General features: G+C 63.1%; 13 protein-coding genes. 2 read left to right on the forward strand and 11 right to left on the reverse strand.

Translation table 11 applies throughout. The features are described 5' to 3' along the window. Positions 1-80: 80 nt before the first annotated feature. Complete coding sequence (locus tag NKJ57_RS19640) at positions 81-449, forward strand: winged helix-turn-helix transcriptional regulator (RefSeq protein ID WP_023742244.1); 369 nt, start codon at positions 81-83, stop codon at positions 447-449. A 67-nt stretch (positions 450-516) separates the two neighbouring features. Here NKJ57_RS19640 and ftsH read toward each other — a convergent pair whose 3' ends face one another. The 9 genes from ftsH to ybgC all read right to left on the reverse strand — a co-directional run bounded on the left by ftsH (position 517) and on the right by ybgC (position 10516). After that, positions 517-2442, reverse strand: coding sequence for an ATP-dependent zinc metalloprotease FtsH (gene ftsH, locus NKJ57_RS19645; protein WP_023673598.1), 1926 nt, complete (start codon positions 2440-2442; stop codon positions 517-519). Positions 2443-2545: 103 nt separating this feature from the next. Then, a complete protein-coding gene (gene tilS, locus NKJ57_RS19650; protein WP_352512224.1) occupies positions 2546-3952 on the reverse strand; it encodes a tRNA lysidine(34) synthetase TilS in 1407 nt (468 codons plus the stop codon). Between the two features lie 51 nt (positions 3953-4003). After that, complete coding sequence (ybgF, locus tag NKJ57_RS19655) at positions 4004-5086, reverse strand: tol-pal system protein YbgF (protein WP_352512223.1); 1083 nt, start codon at positions 5084-5086, stop codon at positions 4004-4006. 211 nt (positions 5087-5297) lie between these two features. Next, positions 5298-5804 carry a peptidoglycan-associated lipoprotein Pal gene (pal, locus tag NKJ57_RS19660; RefSeq protein ID WP_023684182.1) on the reverse strand — a complete coding sequence of 169 codons (507 nt, stop codon included), beginning with the start codon at positions 5802-5804 and terminating at the stop codon, positions 5298-5300. Between the two features lie 248 nt (positions 5805-6052). After that, positions 6053-7357, reverse strand: coding sequence for a Tol-Pal system beta propeller repeat protein TolB (gene tolB, locus NKJ57_RS19665; RefSeq protein WP_352512222.1), 1305 nt, complete (start codon positions 7355-7357; stop codon positions 6053-6055). 38 nt (positions 7358-7395) lie between these two features. Beyond that, a complete protein-coding gene (tolA, locus tag NKJ57_RS19670; RefSeq protein ID WP_352512220.1) occupies positions 7396-8553 on the reverse strand; it encodes a cell envelope integrity protein TolA in 1158 nt (385 codons plus the stop codon). A gap of 7 nt (positions 8554-8560) precedes the next feature. Further along, positions 8561-9013 (reverse strand): protein TolR, encoded by a 453-nt coding sequence (gene tolR, locus NKJ57_RS19675; RefSeq protein ID WP_023673843.1) that lies wholly within the window; start codon positions 9011-9013, stop codon positions 8561-8563. 9 nt (positions 9014-9022) lie between these two features. After that, a complete protein-coding gene (tolQ, locus tag NKJ57_RS19680; protein ID WP_023673844.1) occupies positions 9023-9733 on the reverse strand; it encodes a protein TolQ in 711 nt (236 codons plus the stop codon). Between the two features lie 312 nt (positions 9734-10045). Continuing rightward, positions 10046-10516, reverse strand: a complete 471-nt coding sequence (gene ybgC / locus NKJ57_RS19685; RefSeq protein WP_023700290.1) for a tol-pal system-associated acyl-CoA thioesterase — start codon at positions 10514-10516, stop codon at positions 10046-10048. Between the two features lie 65 nt (positions 10517-10581). On the opposite strand from ybgC, the gene NKJ57_RS19690 reads away from it, so the two are divergent. Next, on the forward strand, positions 10582-11838 hold the full coding sequence (locus NKJ57_RS19690; RefSeq protein WP_352512218.1) for a glycoside hydrolase family 5 protein: 1257 nt from the start codon (positions 10582-10584) through the stop codon (positions 11836-11838). Positions 11839-11975: 137 nt separating this feature from the next. Here NKJ57_RS19690 and NKJ57_RS19695 read toward each other — a convergent pair whose 3' ends face one another. Both NKJ57_RS19695 and ruvB read right to left on the reverse strand, forming a co-directional pair. Continuing rightward, positions 11976-12875 (reverse strand): metallophosphoesterase, encoded by a 900-nt coding sequence (locus NKJ57_RS19695; protein ID WP_023726179.1) that lies wholly within the window; start codon positions 12873-12875, stop codon positions 11976-11978. Positions 12876-13009: 134 nt separating this feature from the next. After that, on the reverse strand, positions 13010-14047 hold the full coding sequence (gene ruvB, locus NKJ57_RS19700) for a Holliday junction branch migration DNA helicase RuvB (RefSeq protein ID WP_023700287.1): 1038 nt from the start codon (positions 14045-14047) through the stop codon (positions 13010-13012). Positions 14048-14077: the final 30 nt, after the last annotated feature.

A 14077-nucleotide genomic window follows, 5' to 3' on the forward strand; every position in this document is an offset into this window, starting at 1 on the left:
AAGCTATGGACCGGCTTGGTTTTTCTCAAGTACCGACAAAAATGTAAGCTACCCACCGATTGCTCAGAATTGGATGAAACATGGGAAAGAAACAGCCAGATAGTTGCGGATTGGGGCCGGCGCTGGAGGTCATCGGCGGCAAATGGAAGGCGCTACTGCTCTGGCAGATTCACAAGGCGCCGGCACGATTCGGTGAGCTGAAGCGGCTGGTGCCTGACATCAGCGAAAAGATGCTGATCCAACAGCTGCGCGAAATGGAGGCCGACGGCATCGTCCATCGCGAAATCTTTCCCGAGGTGCCGCCGAGGGTCGAATACTCGATTACCGAATTCGGCATCGAGCTGGACAATGCCCTGATCCCGCTGGCCAGATGGGGCAAGCAACATGCTGGCCGGACTGACGGTGTGCGCCCCGGCAAAGCAAATGCATCCGCCCCGCATGCTCTTTGATCAACCCTGAACAGCAAAACGCCGCGGATCGAAGCCGCGGCGTTTTCTTGGATCACATGATGTCAGCTCAGCTCGACGGCTGAGGCTCCATGCCGCCTTCGGGCTCGGGACCCTTCTTGCGGCGGCCGGACTTCGGCACAGCCGAGCCGCGGCTTGTGGGGGTATCATCCCCCAAATCTCGCGCGGGCTTCTGCCCGGCGATCAGCTGCTTGATCTCTTCGCCCGAAAGCGTCTCGTATTCGAGCAGGCCCTGCGCCAGAGCGATCCATTCCTTCTTCTTCTTGGTCAGAATGGATTTGGCCGTGACATAGGCCTCGTCGATCAGGCGGCGTACTTCGGCGTCGATGATCTGCGCAGTCTCTTCCGAGACGTTCTGCGTGCGCGCCACCGAATGGCCGAGGAAAACCTCTTCCTGGTTGTCGCCATAGGCGACGTGGCCGAGCTTGTCGGAGAAGCCCCAGCGCGTGACCATGGCGCGCGCCAGCTTTGTCGCCTGCTCGATGTCCGAGGACGCGCCGGAGGTGATGTTCTCCTTGCCGAACTTGAACTCCTCTGCGACGCGGCCGCCCATCATGATGGCAAGCCGCGAGATCATGTATTTGTAGCTCATCGAATAGCGGTCGCCTTCCGGCAGTTGCATGACCATGCCGAGCGCGCGACCGCGCGGGATGATGGTCGCCTTGTGCAGCGGATCGGCCGACGGCACGTTGAGCGCCAGGATGGCGTGGCCGGCCTCGTGATAGGCCGTGAGTTCCTTTTCGGCCTGGGTCATGGCCGACGAGCGGCGCTCGGCGCCCATCATGATCTTGTCCTTGGCGTCCTCGAACTCGGCCATGGTGACAAGGCGCTTGTTGCGGCGCGCCGCCATCAGAGCGGATTCATTGACAAGGTTCATCAGGTCGGCGCCCGAGAAGCCCGGCGTGCCGCGTGCGATCACCTTGAGGTCGACATTCGGTGCCAGCGGCACGTTGCGCACATGCACCTTGAGGATCTTCTCGCGGCCGACGATGTCGGGGTTCGGCACCACCACCTGGCGGTCGAAGCGACCCGGACGCAGCAACGCCGGATCGAGCACGTCGGGCCGGTTGGTGGCGGCGATCAGGATGATGCTCTCGTTGGACTCGAAGCCGTCCATCTCGACCAGCAGCTGGTTCAGCGTCTGCTCGCGCTCGTCATTGCCACCGCCGAGGCCGGCGCCGCGATGGCGGCCCACAGCGTCGATTTCGTCGATGAAGATGATGCAGGGAGCATTCTTCTTGGCCTGGTCGAACATGTCGCGGACACGGCTTGCGCCGACGCCGACGAACATCTCGACGAAGTCGGAACCCGAAATGGTAAAGAACGGCACATTGGCCTCGCCGGCGACCGAGCGCGCAAGCAGCGTCTTGCCGGTGCCAGGAGGGCCGACCAGAAGCACGCCGCGCGGGATCTTGCCGCCGAGGCGCTGGAACTTCTGCGGATCGCGCAGGAACTCGACGATCTCTTCCAGATCTTCCTTGGCCTCGTCGACGCCGGCGACATCCTGGAAGGTGACGCGGCCATGCGCCTCAGTGAGAAGCTTGGCCTTCGACTTGCCGAAACCCATGGCGCGGCCGGAGCCGGACTGCATCTGGCGCATGAAGAATATCCACACGCCAAGGATCAGGATCATCGGCAGGTAGGAGATCAGATAGCTGAACAGCGAGTTGGAACCGTCCGACTCAGGCCGCGCATTGATGGTGACGTTCTTGTCCTGCAGCCGCGAGACCAGCTGCGGATCGCCAGGCGAATAGGTCTGGAAGCCATTGGCGTTGTCGGCGTAGGTGCCCGTGATGCGGGCGCCGGCAATGACCACCGTCTTGACCCGGCCGGCCGCGACCTCTTGCAGGAACTGCGAATAGGGAACGTCGGTCGAGGCCCCGCGAGTCTGCGGCGTCTGGAACAGATTGAAGAGAGCAATGAGCAGGACCGCTATGATCGCCCAGAGCGCGAGATTGCGATAATTCGGATTCATCAATTGTCCCGTTGGTGCCCGCTGGGACACGCGTCATGAGAGGAAACTTGCGCCTAACATAGGGAGAGCGCCCCCCCTTGCCAAGCATAACAGCACGTCTGGGTTAAGCTTTCGCGCCATGATCAACCGGCACTGTGGCGGCCAAAGGGCAAGCCGGGACAGGCGGTGCGCCGATCAACTCGGCCACGGCCTGCGCCAACACCAGATCGAAGCACGGCAGAAAACGGGCAAAGGGCGCAACGGCGGGACTGACGGCGATTGCCGCCGCCGCCGCTACATCCCCTGCAAAACCAAGGCATTCGCCGCCGCGCCATAGCGCCGGTTCCGCAGCCAGGGCGGCGCGCACAAGGCTTGGCGGCGCGCCATCCCCGGCAATCGGCGTTCTGGCGGCGGCAGCGGCGCCAAGCGGCGCGATCAACCATGCACCCGGACTGTCGCCCAATGTGATCGCCCCGGCTTCGATGTCTGGCGTGATCCGCCGGCGACCGTCCCAAAGCAGAGTGCCAGCTATCGGCGCGGAACGCGGCAGGTCGCGCGATTCACGGCGCAGGAAGATGCCGTTTCGCCTGATATCGACGACCGCCCGCGACAATGTGGCGCAAAGCCGACCGGCCCGCATTTGCTCGAACAGCACTTCGCCGCGCGCCTGGTCCGGCAACAAGGCGGTGCCGCCCGTCGCCGCCAGCAGGACACGCAGCGCATAGACCGAGGCTCGCGTGTCGTCAGCTTCGGCAAGACCGGGATCGAGACGGATGAGACCCCTCGCCGGCCGGCTGGCAAATTCACCGATCAGGGCGGCGGCGCGGCGACCGAGTTGTTCGCGCTCGCCGGCGGCCCGCCTGGCCAGGCCGATCGCTTCGGCAAAACGCTGCCCGCTCCGGTCTTCGCCGAGCACGGCGCGGATGCGCGGGCGTTCGAAATTCGTGTCGATGTTGGTCGGATCCTCGACCCAGCCGACATGTTCGCGCTGCAGGAAGGCGCGCAACGCCGCGCGCCGAGCGCCGAGCAGCGGCCGCGCGATCCAGATCCGCCAGTCATAGAGGGTGGCAGGCGCCATGCCGGCGAGACCTCGGCCTGCAAGCTCTCGCCCGTCATTCCGCGCGGCTCGCATCAGGACGGTCTCGGCCTGGTCGTCGGCGGTGTGGCCGGTTACGATCACACCAATGCCTTGCGCCTGCGCTGCCTCGGCCAGCAACCGGTAGCGCGCCTCGCGCGCCGCCGCGGGCAGGCCGGCCGACGGCTTGGCGCCGTGCCAGTTGAGCGTCAGGTGCGCGATGCCGCGCTCGGCACAAAGCTTTGCCACGCTGCGCGCTTCGGCTGCTGCTTCCGGACGCAGGCCGTGGTCGATCGTCACCGCCAGCAGCCGGGCTGTCGGGGCGCTGCGGTCGAGGTGAGCCTTGAGGAGAAGAAGGAGGGCGGTCGAGTCGCTGCCGCCGGACACGGCCGCAAGCGCGCCGTTGGTAAAGTCGATCTGCGAAAAATTCGAAAGGTCAGGCTCGGTATCGAGCATCAATGCATGTCGCGCAAAAGTGGTCCCGGTTCTGGGACAACACGGCAAAGACTAGCACGCCGCCAGCGCCCTCTCCTGCTTGACGCGTTCCTTGAGCGCGGCCGAAATATCGGGATAGCGCTTGCCGATCTCGCCGAAGGTGGCGCAGGCGACATCCTTCTGCTTGAGGCCGACCAGCGACACGCCAAGCTTCAGGAGCATGTCAGGCGCCTTCTTGGCCTTCGGATAGTCCTTGCTGGCGGAGAGGAAAACCTCGGCAGCGTCATGATACTTCTGCTGGCCAAGCAGCGATTCGCCAAGCCAGTAATGCGCGTCCGCCGCCTTGGCGTCCTTCGGGAACCGGGCGATGTGGTCGCGAAAACCCTGCTCGGCGGTGCTGTAGTCGCCCGACAGGATGAACTGGTAGGAGTTGCGGTAGATCTCTTCCGGGTTGTTGGTGGCAGGCAGCGCCGCCACCACCGTGCCGTCCGACTTGCCGGTCTTAGCCCCGGCAGCCGGCGCCTCGGCGGCGGGAGCCGCACCTTCCGCCGGCGCCGCTGCCTGCGTGTTGCCGCCGGCGTCGATTACATTGCCGTTCTTGTCGACGGTGATGGTGCCGAAGGTCTTGGGCAGCGTGCCGTTGATCACCTTGCCGGGATCGCCGGTCTGCGATTCGACGATGACCTCGCCGACGCTCTGGCCGCCATCCGACTGCGCGCCGGCATCGGCCGGCGCCTGGTCTGCCGGGGCCTCGGCGACGCCGGTGCCCGCGCCACCGTCCTGCGGCGCGGCCTCCGATTTCTTCTGGGCCGGCGGCTGCCCGCTGGAGCCGCCTTCCAACTGCTGGAAGCGGAACTCGTTGTCTTCCTGCTGCTTGCGCATCTGCTCCTGCATCTGCAGGATCTGGAAGTTGAGTTCCTCGAGCTTGCCGTTCATCTGCCGGAGCTGATCTTCCAGCCCCGCGGCGGCGGTGCCGTCCTGCTGCTGCGCGATCTGTTGCTGCTCCGGCTTCTCCTTCTTGCCGAAAATGCCGAGCGTCGGCAGATGGAAGGAAAAGCCGCTATCCGCGGGTTGTCCGGTGCCGCTCGCAGAAGCCGCGAAGCCTGATACGAGCAGCAGCGCAAGCGTGCCGCTCAAGACCGATCTGAAATGCATGTGCCTCTCGCCGTGAATATCGTGAGCCTGTTCGCGCCTTCCGATCACAGTGGGACCGGCACGACGCCCTCGGCTCTTAGCAGGAGGCGAGACTTCGGCCAAATTTTGTTTCCGGGTTTGTTTCCGGGGCCGAAACTGAAAAAGGCGGCCACAAGGCCGCCTTTCGCATGGAGGTGTTGCAATTATGCGACTAAGGCCGCCGTCTTACTCATCAGGAGCCGGCGCCGGAGAGCGTGGTGACGGCGCGGCGATTCTGCGACCAGCAGGAGATGTCGTCGCAGACCGCGACCGGACGTTCCTTGCCGTAGGAAATCGTCTTCAATCGGCTCGCCGAGACGCCCCTGGCGACCAGGAAGTCGCGAGTGGCGGCGGCGCGGCGGGCGCCGAGAGCCAGATTGTATTCACGTGTGCCGCGTTCGTCAGCATGGCCTTCGACGACGATGGCGTACTGCTTGTACTGGTTGAGCCACTGTGCCTGCCGCGACAGCGTCGTCTGCGCATCGGCGCGGATCGCGGTCGAGTCCGTGTCAAAGAAGATGCGGTCGCCAATGTTGACGGTGAAGTCCTGCGCCGAGCCCGGCGTTGCGGCACCCGCGCCATTGAGACCGAGATCGGCAGCGTTGTTCGGGGTTTTCTTCGAGGCGCAACCGGTGATGGCGAGCATCGCGATCAGGGCGATCATCGCCGGGTTTCTGGTAAGTGCTGCGATACGGCCCATGCCGCCTCTCCTTCGTATTCGAGTGATCGTATTTCGAGTGATTTCGTTGATCACCCAGTAACCACGTTTGGGTTAACCGGCATTCAAGAAATACGGTTAATGTTTGGTTTCGATCGTCCGTCCACGACCTTCAAATCCACGGTCACAGTTGGCGCGGACCCTAGGCGGAAATGCGGCCGAAACGCGACTAATGAATGGAAAAGGGCCAAACGGGCCCCTTTTTAGCAGGTGTGGCAATTCGGCCGAACCTACTCCAGCAGCGGCGACCAGGCGGGATCCGACGCGAAATTCGCGGTCGGGATCGACTGTTCGTTGCGGCCGGTGAGATCGACGGAAACCAGTTTTGGGCCGCCGGCGGAGTCGCGGAAGAACATCAGCACGCGGCCGTTGGGCGCCCAGGTCGGTCCCTCCTGCTGGAAGCCCGAGGAGAGGATGCGCTCGCCCGAACCGTCGGTCTTCATGACGCCGATCTGGAATTCGCCGCCGGTCTGCTTGGTGAAGGCGACGAGGTCGCCGCGCGGCGACCACACCGGCGTCGAATAGACGCCGTCGCCGAACGAAATGCGGGTCTGGCCCGAGCCGTCGGCGCCCATCACATAAATCTGCGCACGGCCGCCACGATCGGAAGTGAATACCACCTTGCTGCCGTCGGGCGAATAAGAGGGCGAGGTGTCGATGGCGGTCGAGTTGGTCAGCCGGGTGGTCGAGCGGCTTCGCAGGTCCATGGCGAAGATGTTGGAATTGCCGTCATCGCGCAGCAGGCTCATGATCACCTTCTGGCCGTCGGGCGAGAAGCGCGGCGCAAAGGTCATGCCGGGAAAGTTGCCGACCAGTTCGCGCTGTCCGGTCTCGATCTGCAGCAGATAGACCCGCGGCTGGCCGCTTTCATACGACATGTAAGTGATTTCCTGCCGATTCGGCGAGAAACGCGGCGTCAGCACGATCGAGCGGCCATCGGAGAGATAGCGCACATTGGCGCCGTCCTGGTCCATGATGGCGAGCCGCTTCTTACGCGCATTCTTGGCGCCGGATTCGTCGATGAAGACGACGCGTGTGTCGAAATAGCCCTTCTCGCCGGTGAGCTTCTCATAGATCGCATCGGCGATGATGTGGGCGACACGGCGTTGATTTGCGTCGTTGGCGAAAAACTGCTCCCCGGCTATCTGCTGGTTGCCAAAAATATCCCATAGTCGGTACTGGGCGCGGATTCGGCCGTCCGCCTCCTTGCTCACGCTGCCGGTGACCAGCGCCTGCGCATTGATCACCTTCCAGTCATCGAAACGGGGCTGCGCATCCGGATTGGCGATCTTCTCGATGAAAGCGTTCTTGTCTATCGGTGCGAAGAGACCGGAGCGCTTCAGGTCGGCGGTGACGATCTCGGAAATCTGCGCGCCGAGCCCTCCCTGGAAATCTGGGATGGCGATCGGCATCGGTTCGACATTGCCTTTGTTGACGTTGAGCTCGAGGGTTGCTCGAGCAGGCAAGGTGACGACGGCGTTCATGCCCATCGCCATCGCGGCGACCGTCAGGAGCGGCTTGAGGATGGATTTCATGTCTTCTCGCTTCTCTTGCTGATTTCTGGGTGCTCAGGCTACAGGCCAAGCATCGCTCTGGGATCGAAGTTGACGCGAACGTCGGACCAAATGTCATGCTTTCCGGCGGGCACCTGCAGGCCGGCGACATCGCATTTCTGCACAGCGCGAACCGCGCTGCTGTCGAACTGGGGGTTGCCGCTGGACTTCTCGACGGTCGGACGGCCCTCCAGCTTGCCGGAGGCATCCAGGCTGAAACGGATCACCACGGTGAAATCCTCAGAACCCTCAAGCCCAACCGGGAGGGTCCAGCAGCCACCGAGTTGTTCTTCCAATGCCCCTTGCTCGGACTTCGACAGCTTCTGGCCTTGATCCTTGTCGCCGCCTAGCGATGCCTGTTGGGTCGAGCGCTTGGCGCCGCCGCCGGATGGCTTCTGCTTGTCGAGCAAAGCCTTGATGTCAGCCTCATTGAACTGCTTGTCATCCGACTTCGGCTTCGACGAGGCTTCCTTGACTGGCTTGTCAGCGTCCTTGCGGTCCGGTGCCTTGGCGCTTTCGGCCTGCGCCGGCTGCGGCTTCGGCCGTGCTTCGGGAGCAGGAGCGGAAGTCGGAAGCTGCGCTTCTTCCAGAGGCTGCTGATCCGATATGGCTTCGGCGACCGCATCGGGCTTCACGCGTGGCTTCGGCTCTATGGCGGCGGTCGTGTCCGGCTGCGGTGTTGGTGCAGGCTCCTTCACCGGGGTCGGCTTCGGTTCAACCTGCTTCACCGGCTCGGGCTTGACCTCTTCCTTCGGCTGCGGCTCCGGCGCCACCTCCGTCGCAGGTGTCGGCTTCGGCGCTTCCTTTGGCTTCGGCGTGTCCTCGGTCTTCGGCTTTTCGGTCGGGGTCCGCGCCGGAGCAGCCGTCGCTGTTTTCTCCACCGGCTTCGGCTTGGGCTCGTCCGTCACCGGCTTGTCGGTATCAACGCTGTTCTCGCCGATTTTCTGTGCATCTGGCACGATGTCGGGACGCTTGGTCGGCATCGGCGCCGGCTTTTCGTGCATCACCGCCTTCTTGTCGCCCTGCAGCGTCTGCGCAATGGCTTCCATGGGAACGATGTCGACCGCTATCGACTCCACATCCGTGGACGGCAGCGCGGCCGGCGCCGACAGGGTGAACAGGCCGAAAGCCAGTGCCACCGTATGCAGTATCACCGATGTGGTGAGGCCGGTCTTCATCGTGCGTCTACTGATCCTGTTGCTGCAGTGAAATTAGGCCGATATTCTTGTAGCCGGCGGCCTGGATGAGGGCCATGACCTCCATCGCGGCGCCATAGTTGGTCGCCTTGTCGCCGCGGATGAAGATGCGCTCTTCGTAGCCGGTCTTGGAAATCGCCTGCAGTTTGGCGACCAGCTCTTCCCTTGGGATTTCGGTCTCCTGCAGGAAAATCTTGCCGGCCGCGTCGATCGAAACGGTGATCGGCTGGGTGTCGGCGTTCATAGCCTTGGCCTTCGTCTCCGGCAGGTCGACCGGCACTCCGACCGTCAACATAGGTGCGGCGACCATGAAGATAATCAAGAGCACCAGCATCACGTCGACCATCGGCGTGACGTTGATTTCCGACATCAATGCATGGTGGCGGCCGCGCCGCCTGTGTCCGCGCCCGCCGCGTCCTGCCATGCCAACCGACATACCCATCTTCTTACCTCAGCCCTTAGGCGCTACTTTTTCATCGATTTGGCGCGAGAGTATGGCGGAGAACTCATCCGAGAACCCTTCCATCCGCACCGCGATCTTGTTCGCGTCGGATGACAGCTTGTTGTAGGCGATAACCGCCGGTATGGCGGCGAGAAGACCGATGGCCGTCGCCAGCAGCGCTTCGGCAATGCCGGGTGCAACAACCGCGAGACTGGTGTTCTTCGAACCGGCAATCGCCTGGAACGAGGTCATGATCCCGATGACGGTGCCGAACAGGCCGATGAAGGGTGCGGCCGAACCAGTGGTGGCGAGAAAGCCGAGACGGCCCTCCAGCTTCTCCATCTCGCGCGTCAACGCCAGGTCCATCGCCTTGTCGATGCGGGTCTGCAGGCCGAGCGGCGATTTGGCCCCCTTCTCGAAGCTCTTCTTCCATTCGCGCATGGCCGCAACGAAGATCGCACCCATGCCCGTGGTCTTGCGGTCGGCAAGCGTGCGATAGAGCTCTTCCAGCGACTGCCCCGACCAGAACACCTGTTCGAAGCGATTGAGCGACAGACGCATGCGGGCATAGCTGACCAGCTTGTCGACGATGATCGCCCAGGTCCAGACCGAGGCGCAGAGCAGACCGATCATGACCAGCTTGACCACCCAGCTGGCCTGTGTGAACAGCGCCCAAATCGACAATTGCGCTGCCGGATCGGCGAGTGCGGTAGTTTCCATGCTTCAGTCCTTAAGATTTTCCGGGCATCGCTGGCGGCTGGCCCATGGGCATCCCTTGTGGTCCGTTCGCGCTTGGCTTCCGGATTAACCCCAAAATGCACCGTTGGCGGCCTTTTCAGGGCAAATATTGGTGAAAGGAAGGCGCGCGGATTCTTCCAATCTTCACCGATCTCTTCATGAACCGTTATGGTTAAGGATGGGTTAGGAAATATGGCGCGGCGCATTGCCGCGCCAAGGCACGACGCGGGCCATCCATCCACAATCGAATGCGCTGCCGATTGGCCGCTCGTTGCCGGCCGGCAGGCCTGGATATCAGCTTGCTCCTGGTAGAAAGGCCGCGATCCATTCTTTCGGAAAGCGCTTCGGCCGGCCGTTCTCGCCGATGATCGCCGCCTCGACCTTTGCTTCGACCAGAACCTCTGTCCCGCGTTTCAATTGCTGCGCCATGACGATGCGGGCGCCGGAAATATCCTGCGTTGATGTGTCGATGGTCAGGATGTCGTCCATGCGGGCAGGCGAGCGGAAATCTATCTCCATCCGCCGCACCACCCAGACGATCCGTTCGCCGTGCTTGCCTTCGTGAAGTTCTGTGTGGTGGACGCCCGCCAGCCTGAGATAGTCCGAGCGGCCGCGCTCGAAGAATTCGAGATAGCGCGCGTGGTAGACGACGCCGGAGAAGTCGGTGTCGGCATAGTAGACCCGCGCCATCAGCCGATGGCCGAATTCCGTCAAGGCTCCGGAAAGCCCGGCAGCAAGCGCCGCCGATTCACCATGATCGTCCATCGCGCTTTCCTTTTTGCCCCCGGCGGGGCACCTGTCTTGCCAAAATCACCAGCGCAGCAAACCGGATGGCACTGTTGACGGCGAGGATCAAGACCTTGATGGCAGCGCTGCTGGTGCTGGCGGCGTCTGCGCTTCCCGGTCAGGCCGCGAGCTTTTCGATGAAGCGCGGCCTCAACCTCGACCAGTGGACGACCTGGGTCGGGGAAGACAAATGGAACGACCGACAAGCCATCCTGCCCTATCCGGAATGGCGCAAGTTCCTCGACGAGGGTGACCTCAAGGCGCTGAAGGCCGCCGGTTTCGACTTTCTGCGCATGCCGGTCGATCCCTCGCCGTTTATGTCGGATCAGACACTGGCGCTGCGTGACGACCTTTATGCCAGCGTGCGGGACTCGGCGCGCATGATCAACCGGGCCGGTCTGAAAGTGATCGTCGACATGCACCTGATCCCGGCCGGCGGCGGCCGCGAGATCGGCATGGGCCAGGTGATGGACGATCCCGCAACCTTCGACGCCTATGTCGTGGTCGTCCGCAAAATGGCGCGCACGCTTGCCACTGAGGACCCGGCGCAGGTCGCTTTCGAGCCGATTAACGAGCCTATCGTCGACTGCGACAGCGATGGCACCAGCCTGTGGCCGGAGCGTCAGCAAAAGCTGTTCGCGGCCGCGCGCGCCTCGGCCACCAGGCTGACGCTGATCCTGACCGGCGCCTGTTATTCCAATGCGGCTTCGCTGGTCAAGATCGACCCAAAGTCGATCCCCGACGACAACATCATCTGGACCTTCCACTCCTACGAGCCGTTCCTGCTGACCCATCAGGGCGCGACCTGGGCCGGCGATTTCATTCTCTATGTTACCGGGCTGCCCTATCCGCTGACCGCGGTGCCGCGCGCCGAGCTCGATGCGACGCTGGATGCGATCCGCGCCAAGATAAAAGCCGAGGCGCCATGGACCAGACGGAACGGCCTGCTCGCCTATCTCGATGAACAAGCCGCCAGCATGGACACGGAGGAAAAGCTGCTCGGCGTCATGGATGCGCCGTTCGAAAAGGTCGAGGCCTGGGCGAAGGCCAACGCCATCAAGCCCGAAAACATCACGCTGGGCGAGTTCGGCATGATCCGGCAGGAGTATGGCAACCCCTATGTGATGCCGCCCAAATACCGCGCGGCCTATGTCAAGGACATGATCGCGCGCGCCGAGGCGCATGGCTTCTCATGGTCGGTGTGGAGTTTTGGCGGCGCCTTCGGCATCGTCGACGCTTTCAACGGCGAAAAGGCCGAACCCGCCGTGATGGATGCGATCCGCTCGCTCCATTCGCCCTAGGGCATGTCGATATTCAGGTCAGGCCGAGGGAAAATGAGGGGTCCGAAAACCGGAACGGAGCGGACTTTGGTCCGTGACTACCGGAAGCGCAGGAACACCTCATTTGCAGGCCGGCATCACCTGAATACCGGCATGCCCTAACCGAGGTCGATCTGCAGGATCTCCGGCCGCATGCCAAAGCGCACCGGCGCGATGCTGAAGCCGAGTCCGCCTGACACGATCAAATTGCGGTCATTCTCGACGACATGGCCATAGGCAAAGCGGTTGCCGAAGCGGGACGGCACCACCGGTGAATAGCCGAACAGCCTGACCTGCCCGCCATGTGTGTGGCCCGACAGCGTCAGCGAAACCCGCCACGGCACTTTCGGGAAAATGTCAGGCTCATGCGCAAGCAGGATGATCGGTGCCTGGTCGGTGATCTTGGCCAGCGTGCCGTCGAGATCGTCCAGGCCTTCAAATCTGTCGCGGCCTGCGGCCTTGTTCGGTAACAGTGCCAGCTGGTCGGCGAGCCCGGCGATCCAGAAGCCGTATCCATCCTTTTGCAGGCGCACGGCGTCGTTCTCCAGAACCGAGATGCCGGATTCCTCCAATGCCTTGCGCGCCACAGTCCCCGCTCCGGCCTGCTGCGCGAAAGGATCGTGCCACCAGTCGTGATTGCCGAGGATCGACAGCACACCAAGCGGCGCCTTCAGTCCTGACAAGGCCGGCGCCCATTCATGGGCCTCCACCCGGTTCGTCACCAGGGACATGCCTGAGAAATAGTCGCCGAGCAGTACGATCAGATCGGGCTTCAGCACGTTCGCATCTTCGACGAGCGAAGCGATCCGCTCAGGCGTCATCCAGGGACGGCAGGCGTGAATATCGGCAAGTGCTACGACGCGCAGCTTGAGATCTGCAGGCCAATGCGGCGGCGTCAGCTGGTAGCGCTTCACATGCGTCAACAGCATCGGCTCGATGCCGACCGCATAGGCACTGAGCGAAGCCAGCGAGAGGAACGAACCTCCGGCGAATTTCAGGAACCCGCGTCTGGTGATCACTTTTCTGGCTCCGACCTTGATCGGAGCAGTTCGCGCCGACATTGCGACGCCCGATACAATCGAGGAATGCGCCTTCACGCTGGCAGGTTTGAGGAGATTCTGCACAGAAATCCGTTCCGAAGAACAAATGTCCGTTACTCTTCCTGGAACAGGTTGATCTGCTGCTGTGCCAGATCCTTTGGCGCGTCGAGGCCGAGATGGCGCCAGGCGTTGGCGGTCAGCACGCGGCCGCGTGGCGTGCGTTGGATGAAACCCTGCTGGATCAGATAGGGCTCGATAATGTCCTCGATGGCGTCGCGCGGCTCGGAGAGGCCGGCGGCGATGGTTTCGATGCCGACCGGCCCACCACCGAAATTGCGCGCGATCATCGAGAGATAGCGGCGGTCGAGTGCGTCGAGGCCGAGCGCGTCGACCTCGAGCCGGGTGAGAGCTTCGTCGGCAATCTGCTTGTCGACGTGGCCGTCGCCGGCGACGGAGGCGAAATCGCGCACGCGGCGCAACAGCCGGCCGGCGATGCGCGGCGTGCCGCGGGCGCGGCGCGCAATCTCAAGCGCGCCGTCGTCGCCGAGCGGCATTTGTAGGATACGGGCGCCGCGGCGCACGATCTGCTCCAGTTCCTCGACCGAATAGAAATTAAGCCGCACCGGAATGCCGAAGCGATCGCGCAGCGGGTTGGTCAAAAGGCCGAGCCTGGTGGTGGCGGCAACGAGCGTGAAGCGGGCAAGATCGATCTTGACCGAGCGTGCCGCCGGACCTTCGCCGATGATCAGGTCGAGCTGGAAATCCTCCATCGCCGGGTAAAGGATCTCCTCGACTGCCGGATTGAGCCGGTGGATCTCATCGATGAACAGCACATCGCGGTCTTCGAGATTGGTGAGAAGTGCGGCGAGATCGCCGGCCTTGGCGATCACCGGACCGGAGGTCGAGCGGAAATTGACGCCGAGCTCGCGCGCCATGATCTGCGCCAGCGTTGTCTTGCCAAGCCCCGGCGGCCCGACGAACAGCACATGGTCAAGCGCCTCGCTGCGGCCCTTGGCGGCCTCGATGAAGACTTTGAGATTGGCCCGCACTGCGGCCTGGCCGACGAAATCGGCGAGCGTCTGCGGCCGCAAGGTCTGCTCAGCATCCTCGCCGCGCTTTTCCGGGGCAATGAGGCGGGGTGAAAGGCTCATGCGGCCTTCCTCGCACAGGGCAAAGGACCG

Source organism: Mesorhizobium sp. M0077, from assembly GCF_040322955.1.
GTDB lineage: Bacteria > Pseudomonadota > Alphaproteobacteria > Rhizobiales > Rhizobiaceae > Mesorhizobium.